This is a genomic window from Micromonospora sp. NPDC000663 (genome assembly GCF_042898105.1).
In the GTDB taxonomy this organism is placed as follows: domain Bacteria; phylum Actinomycetota; class Actinomycetes; order Mycobacteriales; family Micromonosporaceae; genus Micromonospora.
The window spans coordinates 181,403-195,540 of record NZ_JBIAYR010000009.1 but is presented as its reverse complement, the minus strand read 5'-3'; the positions used below and the strand labels follow the sequence as shown (position 1 = coordinate 195,540).

Sequence of the window (14,138 nt, the reverse complement as noted above, 5' to 3'; positions counted from 1 at the left end):
GCCACCGCCACAGCCTGACCGCCGCGACGCCGCCCGGCCGACAGGCCGGACGGCGTGTCATCCAACACCGTGAACGTTCGTGGTCACGGCACTAGCGACTCACGCATCATTGCTGTCAACTTTCGGACACCGTCGCCCGAGGTAATCGCATAGCGTTACGACCGACCCACTCTCGGTCGTCGATGGGCGGTGCGATCTGTGGCGAATAAATCGCGAAGAGTTATTCCTAAGCGGTACAAAGCCGGTGCTACCCTGCTCGCATTCCCAGCGGCAATTGTCTTTGTTCCAGTCTCGTTGATCCAACGAGACTGGCCAATGCTCGGATGGTCCGTGTCTATAGTCGTCGCCATTCCGTGTTGGCTCTTGGCGCTTGAAGCACCTACCATGTGCGGATTCCCGACACAGCGAGGCACGCCGTGTCGAAACTTCACAACCGGACTACTCTTTGGCTGCGGCAGCGCACCGGGGCATTGCTGGGGCAAAGCTTTCGCGTGGTTCGGCTGGCATAGGGCTGCCACGCCCGCCGGTCGGACGCTCCAGGCAGATGCGGGTGTGAGCACTGACGGATTTCCTCAAGGAGTGCTGCAGGCTCAGCCCGTCCTAGTGAAGATCCAAGAGGGCAGGGGGAGCAGGGCTGCGGTCATGCTGGCCACCTTGTCGGCGGCGTGTGCCGTGGTTTCCGCCGGGGCGGACATTGCGGGCCTCTAATAGCGTCACCCAGTTGGCTAGTATTGCGTCCGCCTCGGCGTGCGTGCGGCCCGGGTTCAGGTTGATGTGCTCACTCTGAATCTAGAAGGCTCTTAACACATTTAGGTCGGTGGGTCACCGAAGACCGTCTAGGTGCCGCCTGTAGGGCCGTCGCGTGGAGCGACTGTTAGGGGGCCTCGACTTCAGAGCGAGAGGTCGCAATGACGCGATAGACAGCCAGCGGGACTATGTTGAAGCCGGGCCATTGGGGCACATCCGCGAAGCCCAGCGCCCCCAAGAAGCGCATGTATGAGTTGATGAAGGCCGCCGTCCTTCCCCGAACTACATTGCCGGCGCCGTCGGTGATATTTCCGTAGGCGGGAGCTATCCGGTCATCGACGTTCGCATAGTGTCCGATCGTCCCGACGACCGTCCAGAACTGCTTACCTGTCCCATACCGAGCAAACAGAATTTCCGGGTCGCCGTCGAGGAAGTGCCTGCCCTCTTGAAGTCGGACGCCGATGCTGAGGGTGTCGCTATCTGTGGGGTATAGATTCAGATGCAGCCCGGGCATGAAAAGCCCACGTGCAATTTTAACGAGTCCGCGAAAGAAGTCCGGTCCGATTTCCTGGCTTCCGTCTTCGTTCTTGATAGGGCCAAATTCGGGGATGGCGTCCTCGATTTGATTGACTTTCTCATTTGACTTATCTGCTTTTGCTTTTGCTTTTGCTGGTCTCCCTTTGTTGGGTCGCGGTGGTGCAGCAGGCGATGCGGTGGGGACCGATCCTATTCCTTCTAGTCCCGAATGAGTCGCACCGAATCCCGCCAAGCTTGCTGCGACGTATCGAGCGTCGAAGAGTGATCCTGGTGAAGCTACGCGGACAAGGGTGCCTGGGGGTGTCGATTCTCGCAACTCATCAGATGTCCAGAAGTGTGCACCTTGAAGGTTGTCCGACAGGTCCTTTATAAGGCTGCTGGAATCTAGCGCATCCTCCAGTGTAGGGAATAGGGCGTCACCAAGAGACTTAGTGGTGTAGTTTTCCTCACCCCAGCCCTGATAATGCCCAGCGAATCCCTTAACGCCGGCCTCCGAACGCCTGTCGCTCTTCGTCGTGTTTCGCGCTTCCTCGGCGATACCCCCATCTAATTGAGCTAGCATTCCCCGAACTTTTTCGGTATCAACATAGAGAAACTCGCGAAGTATCACTTCAACCCCCACGTTCAGGCTCTGTCGCAACTGTTCACCGAGCGAGTATGCATTGCCATGCCGCCGCAGCTCAATAAGTGTCAGGCTTCCGACCCCAAGTCGGCCGCCGGCAGATTAGAGCTGAGGCGGGCGATGCGAAAGACAGGACAGCGGCATCAGCGCTGGCAGGCAACTAGCTTGCCAGCGGACAGCTAGTCTTGTCGAGCTGTAAAGGCACAGCGAGGTAGGCTTTAGGATTGACAATTAGCGCGGTCGGTCGGCGGGGGCGGCCCTTCCGAATATCCTGCATGCACCGATAGTCAGAGAGACGGTCGCCCCCCGGCAAGGAACGCCGGGGTCTGTTGGTCACGAGCATGTATCGCCGCCTGAACTCGCGTGGCGACGCTGGCGGGAAGACGCTGCTCTGCCTCCTGAGGCGCGAAGAAGGCAATGTCCTCCAACTCATGCTTGGGCATAGCGAAGCCGTCGAGGCTAGCAGCGGACCCGCAGTCGAACGTAAAGCTGATGATCGCGCGGGGTCGCTGCCCGGCGGGCGGTGCCCAGTCGACTAGGAGAAGATCGCCCACCGCCAGGGCGACCCCCAACTCCTCTCGGATCTCTCGGGCGCAGGCATCGTGCGGGTATTCGCCCTCGTCCACGTAGCCGCCGGGGAAAGCCCAGTGGTCGCGGTAGGTGGGCTTGACGAGCAGCACGTTGCCGTCCGGGTCGGTAATGAAGGCTGCTGCGGCGGCGTAGAAGGAAGCCAGGTTGGCGTACCACGTGGCGGGCTCCGTCCAGGTCACCTCGGTGACGCTAGCGGATGTGTTTACGTGCGCTCTTGCTCTAGATGGCTGCCGGCATGGCCGCGAGGGTATGCAGGATCTCGTTGACCTGGGGCGATGCCTGCTGCGGGCTGAATGTGGTAGCGAGTTCGCGGACGCGCTGTCGGACGCGCGCCGAGTGGATGCCCGCAGCATGCTGCCCGAGCTTGGAGGCCCAATCGCAGGCGGCGTCGGTGTCCCCAGCGCGGGCATAAGTCATGGCAACGAGGCCGGTGTGCAGGGCACGCGTCCGAGTGTTTTGGCTGTCGAGGATGAGCGCTTCGGGGGCGTGTCGAAGGGCCTGCGTGTACAGATGCAGCTCCCCCAGGCACCTCAGCGCGGCCCCGGCCAGGTGGGCAGGGCTGAAGTAGCCAACCCAGTGTGGGCCGGAATCTGTGCCCGCCCGATCGAGAGCACGCTCAGCCTTAGCGAGCGCGAGCTGGCAGGCACGTCGTTCGCCTGACTGTCCGTAGGCAGTGGCAGCGGTGGCATGCAGCCGAGCGAGCACGGCTGCCGGTGCGCGGCCCGCCCCGTCAATGGCTGCTTCGACGAGCCGGGCCGCCTTCCGAGCGTGCCTCAAGAAGACAGCCTGTGTGGCGAGGTTCGCCAGTAGGTGAGCGCCGTAGAGGCGGTCGTCGGCGGCCTTGGCGAGCCGTAGGCCGAGCGTCACGTGACGTTGGGCCATGGCATGTTCGCCTGCGTCGTACGACATAAAAGCGAGTTGGCCGGAGAGCGTCGCCGCTGCGCGCATGAGGTCGCGCCCCACGGCATCGGTGTAGGTGCCGTGCAGCATCGGCGCGACCTGACGCACCAGGAAGTCGACCATGACAGCACGCGTACGTGGAGAGCCGCTGCCGTGACGTCGGTCGAGATCGGTGAAGTGGTCGGCCAGCGCGTACAGCGATTGAACGTCGGTAGAGGTGACCTGTTGCCGGCCGTTCCGGCTGACCGCCTTGTCGGGCAGGTCATACCGCCAGCTAAGCGCCGCCTCTAGCGCTTTGCCGCTGTCGAACACCCCGCTGTCCTGTTGACTGAGGCGCTTGGCCAACCTCGTCCAGATCAGCTCGGCGGTATCGATCGCCCCATCGACGGTCGCGGGGTAGACACACATGCCGATGCTCTCGGCCGCGCCAAAGCCCAGCTCGGTCACGTCGACCGGGCGACCGAGCTTGCGGGCTAGGGTCTCAGCCATTGCGGCTTGGACGTGCTCTCCAGGCCGGCGACCGCGTAGCCACCAGTAGACGCTGGCCGCGTCGTACCGCCAGGTGCCCTGGTCGCGGCCGGTGTGATTGAGCTGTCGGGCAAAGGCAGCGTGAGAGTTGGCGTAACCGGCGGCCAGCAGAAGCCCTTCGAACGCCGCGTTCGTCACCGGTCGCGCCATCGTTTCGCCTCCAGGCATCGGTCAACTACCAACAGTGATGAGCCTATGGGCTGCCGAAGTCCTATGGGGACCCGCGCAACCCCGCGCAACCCACGTCCTGAGCAGCGCAACCCAGCGCATTACTTGCCTTCTGGTCCGTCGATCGGCAACCCGCTTCGCTGATCACAGGTGTCCTGGGTGCCGGCGAGGTCTGGTCGTTGCGCCCTGGCTTAACGGAGGTGGCCATGCAGGGCGATGAGTCAGCAAACAAGGGCGAGCAGTCTGAGGCTGCCGAGCAGGAGGCGGCCAAGCAGCGCCTCCTCGCCCAAGCCGAGGCGGAGCGCGTACCCGTGGAGGACACGACCCGCGCGGTCCCGGACCGGCGGTGGCGGCGTGACAGGGGATGACCTCCCAATCGGCCGCCGGGTGGTGAACTGGCGGGTTCGGCGGCAGATGACGCAGCAGATGCTTGCCGACCGGCTGCGCAGGTCGAAGAGCTGGGTGGACAAGATCGAGCGGGGCGCCCGCTCCCTGGACCGGTACTCGATGATCCAGGAGGTGGCCCACGTCCTGCGGGTCGACCCGGAGGTGCTGCTCGGCCAGCCGCGGAGCACTCCGGCGGGCGCGCCGGACGGGGTGGATGACATCCGTGCCGCGCTAGCCCGTTACGACATCCCGCACGCTCCACCGCAGACGGACGAGCTGCGACGGCAGGTCGGGCACGCGTGGTTGGCCTACCAGCACGCACACTACGGGCAGTTGGTGCGCCTGGTGCCGGGGCTGCTCGACGCCGCCCAGGGCGCGCGAAAAGCGGAGCCGCTCGTTCAGGCGTACCGGATCACCTCGTCGCTGCTGGTGAAACTCGGTGAGGCTGACCTCGCCTGGCTGGCCGCCGACCGCGCGATGGCCGCCGCCAGCGACGACCCGACGTTAGCGGCAACGGCGACGATCGCGGTAGCCCAGGCACTACGTGCCGCCAACCGCGACCCCCTGGCCCTGACCGCAACCCAAAGTGCAGCCAACCGCCTCCTCCCACCGTCATCCCGTCCCGGTGATCATGAGGTTGGCGGGTTTGGTGGAGATCAAAGCGCCCGGCAACCTCATGATCAACGGGGAGTGGGGCTGCGGCCGGCGGGGGAGCGGGCCGTGGGTGGGACGCTGCTGCTCCAGGCCGCCCTCGCCGCCGCTGGCTGCGGCGAGCACCGTCGCGCCGGCGAGCTGATTGGCCGGGCCGCGGGCGTCGCCACAACCCTTCGGGGGTACGACGATACGCACCGCACCAGCTTCGCCCCGATCACCGTGGAGCTGGCCCGGGTGCTGGTGGCGGTGGCCCGGGGTGACGCCGCCGAGGCGGTGCTGCGGCATCCGGCGATCGTGCGGCGGGAGGCGTGGCGGCGGCTGCCGGCCGAGTATCGGGGCGCGTACCTCGTCGACGTCGCTCGGGCGTACCTCCAGGTGGGTGATCTTCGCGGGGCTGCCCGCGCCCTGGTCGACGCGGACAGCGTCGCGCCGGCCGAGGTCCGGTGCCGGCCGTTGGCGCGTACCCTCATCGCCGAGGTCGCCCGGGGTCACCCGGCGCCGGCCGGCGTGGCGCGACTGGCGACGCTGGTCGGCCTCACCCGCTGACCACCGCTGGCACTGCGACGGGCTCAGTGGCGCAGCGCCCGCCGACTGCGGACGCCAAAAGATCACTGAGCTCGGATTTCCATTTCTGCCACCAACCCGTCGTCGAATCGGTAGACATGCGTGACTGTGTGATCCGCGATTGTCGCTCCGGTTTTGTCGCGGACGACCTGGTGGACGGTGACGACGATTCGCCCGTCGGCCTCCGCGGCGATCGCGGTCGGCGTGACTGTCGGTTCGATCTGGTCCCATTGCCTGCGCCAGTAGGCACTCACCTCGTCGCGGCCGTGAACGAGGCCTCCCTCCCAGCCATTTGGCCACGACACATCAGGTGTCATGGCGGCTAGCAGTGCGGGGATGTCACGCTCGTTGAATGCCGCGTAGAGGTTCGTGAGCAGCCTCTCCGACGTTGCGATTTCCGCCGAGTCCATCGAGCCAGCATGGTTGGTGGACCAGACCTCATGGAAGCCACTTCGCGGTCAGCAGAATGCGGGCGGTGGGTGGGAGCTGCTGCTCCAGGCCGCCCCGCCGCCGCCGGGTGCGGCGAGCGCCGCCGACGCGGCGCGGCTCACTGACGCAGCGCGAGGGCTCGCAGGGCGATGTCGACCGAGGCGTGGAGGTCTTCGCGGCTCGCGCCGGACGCGGCGTGGACAGCGTGCCCTTCGCTGAGGGCCATCACGAACCGCGCCAGCGCGCCGGGGTCCACGCCGTCCGGGAGGTCCCCCTCCTTCGCGGCGCGGGACAGTCGCTCTTCCACGGCCGCCTCCGTGGCGGCGCGGCCGGCGGCCAGGATCTCGGAGATGCGGGCGTTATCCGGGGAGCAGGCCAGGCCTCCCTGGATGGAGAGGCAGCCCGCCGGGTGGTCACGGTCGGTGAGGCCGTCGGCGCTGGCGCGCAGGAAGGCTTCGATCGAGGCGTACGCGGTGGGTTGGTCGAGTGCGGCGCGGGCGTTGGCCACCTGGGTGTCGTGGTAGCGGGCGAAGGCGCGCTGGAACAGCTGTTCCTTGCTGCCGAAGGCGGCGTACAGGCTCGGCCGGTTGATGCCCATCGCGCTGGTGAGGACGCTCAGGGACGCGCCCTCGTAGCCGTGTCGCCAGAAGGCCTCGGTTGCCCGGTCGAGGACGGTCTCCTCGTCGAAGGCCCGGGGGCGTCCGACGGCGGGCGTCTCAGTGCTCATGGTGTCAGTGTACCGCTTGGTACAGATCGTGACCCGGGTCACCAACCGACCAGTACAAAACCCTGTTACGGTGATGGGCAACCGAGCGGTACAAAAACAGGGGCGCAGGGCGCCCCGTCGCTGCACACGTAGGAGATACGAATGACCGTCACGCTCATCACCGGTGGCAACAAGGGCATCGGGTTCGAGACCGCCAGGCAGCTTCTCGAACTGGGCCACACCGTCTACATCGGTGCCCGCGACGTCGAGCGGGGCGAGAAGGCCGCAGCCGAGTTGGGCGCACGGTTCGTGCAGCTGGACGTCACCGACGACGCGTCGGTGAGCGGCGCGCTGGCGACCGTCGACTCGGCGGAGGGTCGACTCGACGTCCTCGTGAACAACGCAGGCATCCTCGGCGACGGCCCCGTCGACGGCCCCACCGCTCTGCGGGTGTTCGACACCAACGCGGTGGGGATCGTCCGCGTCACCGAGGCGGCACTACCCCTGCTCCGACGGTCGTCGAACCCGACGGTGGTCACCGTGTCCAGCAGCATGGGGTCCTTCTGGGCGGTCACCAACCCGGAACGGCCCGAATACAACCTTCCGGCGGCGCTCTACGCGGCTTCCAAGTCGGCGGCCACCATGCTGACGATCCAGTACGCCAAGGCCAACCCGGGCATCAAGTTCAACGCGCTGGAGCCGGGCCCCACCGCCACCGACATGACCGCCGCCCTCGGAATCGGACGGCCGGTGGCGGAGAGCGCCAAAACCGTCGTACGCCTGGCCACGCTCGGCCCCGACGGCCCGACCGGCACCTTCACCGACGAGTTCGGCCCCTTGAACTGGTGACACGGAAAAACAGGAGAAAATCTGATGACTGACAACAACCTGCGTGACTGGTACCTGCGCTACGTCGCAGACCTCAACGCCCACAAGTTCGACGGCATGGACGAGTTCATCAACGACACGGTGATGCTCAACGGCGAGCCCGGCACCCGAGACGACGTCCTCGCCGTCCAGAAGCACGACGTCGACGCCGTTCCGGACCTGCACTGGGAGGTCAAGGAACTGCTGTTCGACCGCGACCGCATCGCCGTACGCGCGATCAACACCGGCACTCCCGTGAAGGAGTGGCTCGGTGTGCCTCCGACCGGCGCGTCGTTCGAGATCGTCGAGTACGCCATCTACAAGGTCAGCGACGGTCGATTCGTCCAGATGACGGCCCTGCACGATTCGGCCGAGATGCTTCGGCAACTGACCGCCTGACAGCAGGAATCCACTGTTCGCCGCCTCCGCTCGCTCCCCCGAGCGGACGCGGCGAACAGCATCCGGTTCAGCCATCCCCGTTTCAGCGGTTGCCCGATCGGGTCGATGCGGCGCCCATTGCCCGTAGGTGTGCCAGCCCTTGCGCCCAGGACTGAATGAGGGTCGTTTCGTGGTAGGCGACGCCGTGTTCGGCGCAGAACTGGCGGATCAGCGGTTGGGCGTGATGGAGGTTGGGTCGGGGCATGCTGGGGAAGAGGTGATGTTCGATCTGGTAGTTGAGCCCACCCAGTAGTGCGTCGAGGAGCGGGCCGCCGCGCACGTTGCGGGAGGTGAGGACCTGTCGGCGGAGGTAGTCGAGGTTGTCGGCCTCGGTCAGGATGGGCATGCCCTTGTGGTTGGGGGCGAAGGAGCTGCCCAGGTAGAGCCCGAAGAGGGCCTGGTTGACCAGGATGAACACGATCGCCTGCGGAACGCTCAGGACCAGGAACACGGCCCCGAGGTAGCCGGCGAAATGCAGGACGAGCAAACCAGCCTCCGTGCGTCGGCGCTTGAGCCCACTGCGGGTGACGATCGCCCGGACGCTGGCGCCGTGCAGGTGCAGACCCTCCGCCAGCAGCAGAGGAAAGAACAGCGCCGCCTGGTGCCGGACGAACAGCGCCCGCAGGCCGCGCTGTGCCGCGGCCTGACCGGGGGTGAAGGACAGCGGCCTCACCGCGAGGTCGGGGTCGCGGCCTTCGGTGTTCGGATGCGCATGGTGGCGGTTGTGCTTGTCGACCCACCATCCGTAACTGATTCCGGTCACCAGGTTGGCGCACACCAGGCCGACCACGTCGTTTGCCCGGCGGGAGCGGAAGATCTGCTGATGCCCGGCGTCGTGACCGAGAAACGCCAGCTGCGCGAGGAGCACCGCAACGCCGGCCGCGGTGGCCGTCTGCCACCACGACGACCCGAGCCGCACGAACAGCACGCCCAGCAGTACGAGACCACCCAGCACCACCGTCACCCGCACCGCGTAGCGGCGGGGTCGTCGGTCGAGGAGACCCGCGTTTCGGACCAGGCGGGAGAGGTCGGCGTACTCACTACCCCGGTCGCTGCGGGCGCCCAGATCCGTGTCACTCACGTCGCCACTCCTTGTCAGCCACGCCGATCAGCTCGTCGGCTCCACCGTCGGCCGTGACCAGGCCCTCGCGACGTTCATCCGTGGTTCGACAGGGATCGAACGAGCAAACCGGCGCTGATGCGCCCAGTCTCCCCGCACCGCCGTGCCTCTGTACGACGAAACCGGCAGCTCATGGCAACTGATGCGCGAGCACTACCCACTCTCGTGGAACTCTGACGATCCGCTGCGGGCTTCATCGGTCGAGTCCGACAATCAGCACTATGCAGCCACGTTGGGTTCAGGGGGTAGTCATGGCACGCAAGAGAAAGGCCACCGGGAGGCGAGTGCTCATCCTTGCCTTCGCGGCCGGGACGCTGACCGGAGCGGCGGGCATGCTCACTCTGCGACGTTCCCGGCAGGATGGCTACCTCCCGGGAGGTGCTGACGCTGGGCAGCTCGACGAGAGCGTCGCTCCGCCGCTTGGCGGGCGTTTCGACGCCTCCCCTCACGGGCCTGCGAGCATGCCCGCGGCGCAGCACGGCTGACTCGGGTAGCCCTGGGACCACTGCGGTGTGCGAGAGAGATGAGAGTACCGATGTCGGAACGGCCTAGCGGAAATCCCGGCGCCGCGTCTGCTGACACGCCGGCCGCAGAGTTGGTGCAGCGGGCCACGGAGCAGATCACGCGCCTGGTGCGCGATGAGCTGACGATGGCACGGGCGGAGATGACCGCCAAGGGCAAACGCGCGGGCGCCGGCGCGGGACTGCTCGGCGGCGGCGCGATCCTCGGCATCTTCGCCGGCGGGACCGCCGTCGCCACGGTCGTGGTGCTCCTGGCCGCGATCATGCCCGACGCTCTGGCCACCCTGATCGTCACCGTGATCCTGGCCATCGCCGCCGCCATCGCCGCCCAACGCGGTAAGAGGCAGGTCAGCCAGGCGATGCCCGCCACGCCCGCGGCCACCCTGGACAGTGTGCGAGCCGACGCCGAGACGATACGTGGCGCAGCGGGTCGGAGGCAGCCATGAGCACGCCATCCGGTAACAGCGACCAGACCCGGCGGGACATTCAGCAGACCCGCGCGGAACTCGGCGAGACCGTAGCCGCACTGACCGCCAAGGCCGACGTCAAGACCCGTGCACGCACGAAAGCCACCACCGCCGTCGGCGGACTCCGAGGGCGGGTCACCGGGGCCGGGCAGTCGGCAAAGGCCAGAGCGACGCAGCTCGCCCGCACGATGAGCCAGAAGGCCTCCCAGCGCGCCACGTCGGTCAGGCAGAAATCACAGCACACCATCGGCACGGTACGAGGTTCGGCAGAAGCCGGCGCGCAGACCGCCAGCAAGGCGGAGTCGTCCCTGGTCACCTCCGCTCGCGCCATGACCACCAGGATCGGCAGCTCGGTGCGCGCGAAACCCCTACCGGTCCTGGCCGTCACCGGCACCGCCGCGACCCTGGCGGTCATCAGCTACCGACGCCGCCGGTCCCGATAAGACGGTTCGGTACGACGACACGCACCGAACCAGCGGACCACCTGAGGTGTCAGGCTGGCCGCAGGCAGAAGGGGTGTCCGGCGGGACTGGCGTAGACACGACCGCCCCGGTGGGTGGCGAGGTCGGCGTCGTCGGTGGGGCGCAGCCGACGCCCGCCGGCTTCGAGCGCCGATCTGTCCGCTGAGACGATGTCATCGGTGGCCAGGTCCACGTGCAACTGCTGGGCGCCGTCCTGCGGCCAGTCCGGCGGAACGTGCCCCGGAGCCCGCTGGATCACGACTGCGGGGAACCCGTCGACGGCCAGGAAGTGATGGTTCCCGGTTTTTGTGATCGAGCCGCCGAGTAACCGGTGCCAGAAGGCGCTCTCGGTGTCCACGTCGGCTGCGTCGATGACGATGGCGGCAAGGCTGAAGGTCATGTCACACCACCGGGATGATTCCGCCGTCGACGCGGAACTCCGCGCCGGTGAGCCACTTCGCGCGTCTGGACGCGAGGAAGGCGATCATCTCGGCCACGTCCTCCGGATCGCCGGGCCGGCCCATCGGCACGTTCAGGTGCTCCACGATCTGCTGCTTGAGTTCGTCGAGGCCGATGCCCTGCTGCTCGGCGATGTGGGTCAGGTGCTCGACGGCGCCGGCGGTGGCCACGAAGCCCGGCAGGACGCACACCACTCGGACCCCGTGCGGGCTCACCTCGGTGGCCAGCTCGCGGCTGTAGACATTCAGTGCCGCCTTCGCCGCCGCGTAGGACGCCTCGGTGCGCTGCGGCAGCCGGCTGGCGATCGAGGAGACGTGTACGACGACCCCGGAACCTCGTTCGACCATGCCCGGGACCAGCGCCCGGTCGAGCCGGACGGCGCTGAGCAGGTTCATCTCCAGGTCCGAGTACCACGACGTGTCGGAGCGTTGCAGGGTCGGCGTGGGTGCACTCGCGCCCGCGGCGTTGTTGACCAGCACGTCCACCCCGCCGACGCGGTCGTTGATCAGCCGGCCGAGTTCGGCCACCCCGTCCTCGGTCGCGAGGTCGGCGGGGAAGTGGGTGGCCGGCAGGTCCTCCGGGGGTGCACCCCGCGATGCGGTCAGAACGGTAGCTCCGGCGGCGGCAAAGCGGCGGACGGTCGCCTCGCCCAAGCCGCGGCTGCCACCGGTGACCAGCACGCGAAGCTCGTTCAGGCCGTCTTCTGAGTGGCTCATGTGTCGTCCTCTGCGGTAAAGTGAACCGGACTCCGGAAAGCTAGCATAAGCGGAGTCGGACTCAGCTTGTGGAGGATCTGTTGTCAACGTCACGGCCGATGCGCGCCGACGCCCGCCGCAACCGCGAGGCGCTGCTGACCACGGCCCGGGAGATGTTCCTCGGCGGCGAGGCCGACACCGGCGTGGAGGAGATCGCGCGGAGGGCGGGAGTTTCGGTGGGAACGCTCTACCGCCACTTCGCCACGCGCGAAGCCCTCGTCGAGGCGGTCTACCGCCAGGAAGTCGACGACCTGTGTGCCGCCCCCGCAAACCTCCTCGGCCAGCACCCTCCGGACGAAGCCCTGCGCCGTTTCCTGCTGCTGCTCGTCGACCACGCCGCCATCGGCAAGGGCATGGCCGAGGCGTTGGAGAGCATCATGATCACGGATTCCCCGGTCTTCGAAGACGCCCGCACGAAGATGGCGCAGTCGCTCGACCAGTTGCTCGCCGCCGGAGTGGCGGCGGCAGCCATCCGCGACGACGTCACCGGGCGCACCCTGCTGCGCGCGATGGGAGGCATCTGCGAGATGCGCCCCATCGGCGGCTGGCAGGAGGAGGCCCGGCAGATCACGGCGATCCTCTTCGACGGCCTGCGCCACGTCGCGCCGACGGCGCGCGCATCGTGAACGCCACCCGGTCGCTGCCCTCGATGCGCCCCATTGGCCGGGTCGCACGACGACCGGCCATTCAGCGGATTCACAGAATATTCAAAGCTTAGACGGTAGTAAATAAGATACTTGACCCTTCAACTTTCCCGGTGGTAACTTTCATCGACCGAGTCCACTGGGGAGGAAAGAGTTTTCATGCGACTGAAATCCCTCGCGCTTGCCCTGTCCACTGCGGGTCTGCTGGCTGCCGTCCCGGCCGCGTCGGCCTCCGCCGCCGCGCCGGCCGACGAGCCGTGGCCGCCCGGCAACTGCCAGCCGGGCACGTTCTGCGCCTGGCCCAACTGGGCTCCCCCGAACACCGGTCCCACCGAGACCCCGTCCCTGGTCACCACCGGCCCGTGGGTCGGCAGCGCCCCGACGAAGCAGTTCTACAACTACACGAACGCGAACGTCGAACTGGAATACCACAACACGTGGGACCCGTCGACTGTCATCACCCATTGCGCCACCCCGCGCGGCAACATCTTCTACCTTCAGGTGATCGTGACGAAGGTGAATTGGCACGGCTCCTGCTAGCGGGATTCTTCAGCTGGCGGTCGTCCGACCCCTCCGCCGGATGAGCGTGTCGAAGACGACGAGCGACAACGGCACGAAGACCCACAGCTGAAGGACCGTGTACCGACGCAGTTCCCGATCGGTGTCGACGTCGGCGAGTTCGGCATCGAGGGCACCCGGGCGCATCAGCCTGATCGCGTACCAGGCGAGCGGGGCGTAGTTGAGACCTGCGCCGACCAACCACAGGCCGATCGCCCGGGTGCCGGGACTGTTCGTCGACGCCAGCAGCCAGCTGCCCAACGCCACCATGACCACCACGCCGCCGAGGAATTCGGCCAGAATGATGCGCCGTCGACGGACGGTGCCCCGGGTGCCGTACATGTCGATGGCCGCCAGTCGACGAACGTCCATCCGCCGATGATGTCACGGGCCACCGCCGCCTTCGGCCGTCAGACGCGGTGGGCGGACGCGGCGGAGGGACCACCCGACGAGTGGTCCCTCCGCTGGTCGCTGATCGGCGGCTAGACTTCAGGTTGGCAGTTCACCTGTGCTCTGCTGCGGCGGGCGCAGACCTCGAGAGGGTGTTCCCGCACCCTCTCGAGGGGCCGTCCCATGGGACGGCGCCTACTCGCAGAAAACCCGCACGGTCGCATCGGGGGAGTCCACCTCCACTGTCACGTCGTCGAGGTGCTCCACGAGCGCCTCCAACTGCTCGGGCTTGAGCTGCGCCAGGTCGATCGGCACGCCCGAGTCGCTGAGAGAGGCGTTGGCCTTGGCCAGCGCCTGCGGGGGGACCAGCGCCGCCAGTCGTACGCCGGCCCGCAGCAGTTGCAGTGGCACCCGCACGTTGACCCGCGACGGCTCGCCGTTGTCGGTGGCGTCCACCACCACCCGCAGGTACTTCACCTTGCCCTTCGGTCGGGCGGCGTCGGGACCTGCCGCCGCCGGTGCCTGACCCCGTTCGAGGGCGGCGATGAGTTGCTCCGCCTCCTCTGCGGTGATCTTGCCGGCGGCCAGCATGTCGAGGATGTCCTTGCGTTGTTCGGTCATTCGA

General features: G+C 67.1%; 17 protein-coding genes. 7 read left to right on the top strand and 10 right to left on the bottom strand.

What is annotated here, in order from left to right:
- Positions 1-874: 874 nt before the first annotated feature.
- The 3 genes from ACFY1S_RS25190 to ACFY1S_RS25180 all read right to left on the bottom strand — a co-directional run bounded on the left by ACFY1S_RS25190 (position 875) and on the right by ACFY1S_RS25180 (position 4,075).
- A complete protein-coding gene (locus tag ACFY1S_RS25190) occupies positions 875-1,924 on the bottom strand; it encodes a hypothetical protein (RefSeq protein WP_387122614.1) in 1,050 nt (349 codons plus the stop codon).
- A gap of 269 nt (positions 1,925-2,193) precedes the next feature.
- On the bottom strand, positions 2,194-2,676 hold the full coding sequence (locus ACFY1S_RS25185; RefSeq protein ID WP_387122611.1) for an NUDIX domain-containing protein: 483 nt from the start codon (positions 2,674-2,676) through the stop codon (positions 2,194-2,196).
- A gap of 40 nt (positions 2,677-2,716) precedes the next feature.
- Complete coding sequence (locus tag ACFY1S_RS25180) at positions 2,717-4,075, bottom strand: hypothetical protein (RefSeq protein ID WP_387122608.1); 1,359 nt, start codon at positions 4,073-4,075, stop codon at positions 2,717-2,719.
- Positions 4,076-4,447: 372 nt separating this feature from the next.
- Between ACFY1S_RS25180 and ACFY1S_RS25175 the strand changes: the two genes are divergently transcribed.
- Complete coding sequence (locus tag ACFY1S_RS25175) at positions 4,448-5,680, top strand: helix-turn-helix domain-containing protein (RefSeq protein ID WP_387122605.1); 1,233 nt, start codon at positions 4,448-4,450, stop codon at positions 5,678-5,680.
- A 62-nt stretch (positions 5,681-5,742) separates the two neighbouring features.
- Here ACFY1S_RS25175 and ACFY1S_RS25170 read toward each other — a convergent pair whose 3' ends face one another.
- A complete protein-coding gene (locus ACFY1S_RS25170) occupies positions 5,743-6,108 on the bottom strand; it encodes a nuclear transport factor 2 family protein (RefSeq protein ID WP_387122602.1) in 366 nt (121 codons plus the stop codon).
- 137 nt (positions 6,109-6,245) lie between these two features.
- The gene (locus ACFY1S_RS25165; RefSeq protein WP_364365755.1) at positions 6,246-6,854 is read right to left on the bottom strand and encodes a TetR/AcrR family transcriptional regulator; all 609 of its coding nucleotides are present in this window, start codon (positions 6,852-6,854) and stop codon (positions 6,246-6,248) included.
- Positions 6,855-6,995: 141 nt separating this feature from the next.
- On the opposite strand from ACFY1S_RS25165, the gene ACFY1S_RS25160 reads away from it, so the two are divergent.
- Both ACFY1S_RS25160 and ACFY1S_RS25155 read left to right on the top strand, forming a co-directional pair.
- Positions 6,996-7,682 (top strand): SDR family NAD(P)-dependent oxidoreductase, encoded by a 687-nt coding sequence (locus tag ACFY1S_RS25160; protein ID WP_364365752.1) that lies wholly within the window; start codon positions 6,996-6,998, stop codon positions 7,680-7,682.
- A gap of 24 nt (positions 7,683-7,706) precedes the next feature.
- Positions 7,707-8,099 carry an ester cyclase gene (locus ACFY1S_RS25155; RefSeq protein WP_387122599.1) on the top strand — a complete coding sequence of 131 codons (393 nt, stop codon included), beginning with the start codon at positions 7,707-7,709 and terminating at the stop codon, positions 8,097-8,099.
- An 82-nt stretch (positions 8,100-8,181) separates the two neighbouring features.
- Here ACFY1S_RS25155 and ACFY1S_RS25150 read toward each other — a convergent pair whose 3' ends face one another.
- Positions 8,182-9,219, bottom strand: coding sequence for a fatty acid desaturase family protein (locus ACFY1S_RS25150; protein WP_387122596.1), 1,038 nt, complete (start codon positions 9,217-9,219; stop codon positions 8,182-8,184).
- 574 nt (positions 9,220-9,793) lie between these two features.
- Here ACFY1S_RS25150 and ACFY1S_RS25145 point away from each other — a divergent pair.
- Complete coding sequence (locus tag ACFY1S_RS25145) at positions 9,794-10,225, top strand: phage holin family protein (RefSeq protein WP_387122593.1); 432 nt, start codon at positions 9,794-9,796, stop codon at positions 10,223-10,225.
- Entirely contained in the window at positions 10,222-10,689 is a 468-nt protein-coding gene (locus tag ACFY1S_RS25140) for a DUF3618 domain-containing protein (RefSeq protein WP_387122589.1), read from the top strand. The genes ACFY1S_RS25145 and ACFY1S_RS25140 overlap by 4 nt, the downstream gene beginning before the upstream one ends.
- A 49-nt stretch (positions 10,690-10,738) precedes the next feature.
- Here ACFY1S_RS25140 and ACFY1S_RS25135 read toward each other — a convergent pair whose 3' ends face one another.
- Positions 10,739-11,107, bottom strand: coding sequence for a VOC family protein (locus tag ACFY1S_RS25135; RefSeq protein WP_387122586.1), 369 nt, complete (start codon positions 11,105-11,107; stop codon positions 10,739-10,741).
- Position 11,108: 1 nt separating this feature from the next.
- Entirely contained in the window at positions 11,109-11,882 is a 774-nt protein-coding gene (locus ACFY1S_RS25130; RefSeq protein ID WP_387122582.1) for an oxidoreductase, read from the bottom strand.
- Between the two features lie 98 nt (positions 11,883-11,980).
- On the opposite strand from ACFY1S_RS25130, the gene ACFY1S_RS25125 reads away from it, so the two are divergent.
- Both ACFY1S_RS25125 and ACFY1S_RS25120 read left to right on the top strand, forming a co-directional pair.
- Positions 11,981-12,547: a TetR/AcrR family transcriptional regulator gene (locus ACFY1S_RS25125; RefSeq protein WP_387122579.1), complete on the top strand. Its 567-nt coding sequence runs from the start codon at positions 11,981-11,983 to the stop codon at positions 12,545-12,547.
- A 177-nt stretch (positions 12,548-12,724) separates the two neighbouring features.
- Positions 12,725-13,105, top strand: a complete 381-nt coding sequence (locus ACFY1S_RS25120; protein ID WP_387122576.1) for a hypothetical protein — start codon at positions 12,725-12,727, stop codon at positions 13,103-13,105.
- A gap of 9 nt (positions 13,106-13,114) precedes the next feature.
- Here the strand turns inward: ACFY1S_RS25120 and ACFY1S_RS25115 are convergent, their stop codons facing one another.
- Together ACFY1S_RS25115 and ACFY1S_RS25110 are read right to left on the bottom strand one after the other, a co-directional pair.
- Complete coding sequence (locus ACFY1S_RS25115) at positions 13,115-13,495, bottom strand: hypothetical protein (RefSeq protein WP_387122573.1); 381 nt, start codon at positions 13,493-13,495, stop codon at positions 13,115-13,117.
- 213 nt (positions 13,496-13,708) lie between these two features.
- The gene (locus ACFY1S_RS25110; RefSeq protein WP_387122571.1) at positions 13,709-14,134 is read right to left on the bottom strand and encodes a hypothetical protein; all 426 of its coding nucleotides are present in this window, start codon (positions 14,132-14,134) and stop codon (positions 13,709-13,711) included.
- Positions 14,135-14,138 lie beyond the last annotated feature (4 nt).

Excerpts from the sequence above, each read along its gene's own strand:
- ACFY1S_RS25130 (WP_387122582.1), bottom strand. The coding sequence starts at position 11,882 with ATGAGCCACTCAGAAGACGGCCTGAACGAGCTTCGCGTGCTGGTCACC.
- ACFY1S_RS25125 (WP_387122579.1), top strand. The coding sequence starts at position 11,981 with ATGCGCGCCGACGCCCGCCGCAACCGCGAGGCGCTGCTGACCACGGCC.
- ACFY1S_RS25180 (WP_387122608.1), bottom strand. The coding sequence starts at position 4,075 with ATGGCGCGACCGGTGACGAACGCGGCGTTCGAAGGGCTTCTGCTGGCC.
- ACFY1S_RS25115 (WP_387122573.1), bottom strand. The coding sequence starts at position 13,495 with ATGGACGTTCGTCGACTGGCGGCCATCGACATGTACGGCACCCGGGGC.
- ACFY1S_RS25140 (WP_387122589.1), top strand. The coding sequence starts at position 10,222 with ATGAGCACGCCATCCGGTAACAGCGACCAGACCCGGCGGGACATTCAG.
- ACFY1S_RS25160 (WP_364365752.1), top strand. The coding sequence starts at position 6,996 with ATGACCGTCACGCTCATCACCGGTGGCAACAAGGGCATCGGGTTCGAG.
- ACFY1S_RS25145 (WP_387122593.1), top strand. The coding sequence starts at position 9,794 with ATGTCGGAACGGCCTAGCGGAAATCCCGGCGCCGCGTCTGCTGACACG.
- ACFY1S_RS25165 (WP_364365755.1), bottom strand. The coding sequence starts at position 6,854 with ATGAGCACTGAGACGCCCGCCGTCGGACGCCCCCGGGCCTTCGACGAG.
- ACFY1S_RS25120 (WP_387122576.1), top strand. The coding sequence starts at position 12,725 with ATGCGACTGAAATCCCTCGCGCTTGCCCTGTCCACTGCGGGTCTGCTG.
- ACFY1S_RS25110 (WP_387122571.1), bottom strand. The coding sequence starts at position 14,134 with ATGACCGAACAACGCAAGGACATCCTCGACATGCTGGCCGCCGGCAAG.
- ACFY1S_RS25135 (WP_387122586.1), bottom strand. The coding sequence starts at position 11,107 with ATGACCTTCAGCCTTGCCGCCATCGTCATCGACGCAGCCGACGTGGAC.
- ACFY1S_RS25170 (WP_387122602.1), bottom strand. The coding sequence starts at position 6,108 with ATGGACTCGGCGGAAATCGCAACGTCGGAGAGGCTGCTCACGAACCTC.
- ACFY1S_RS25155 (WP_387122599.1), top strand. The coding sequence starts at position 7,707 with ATGACTGACAACAACCTGCGTGACTGGTACCTGCGCTACGTCGCAGAC.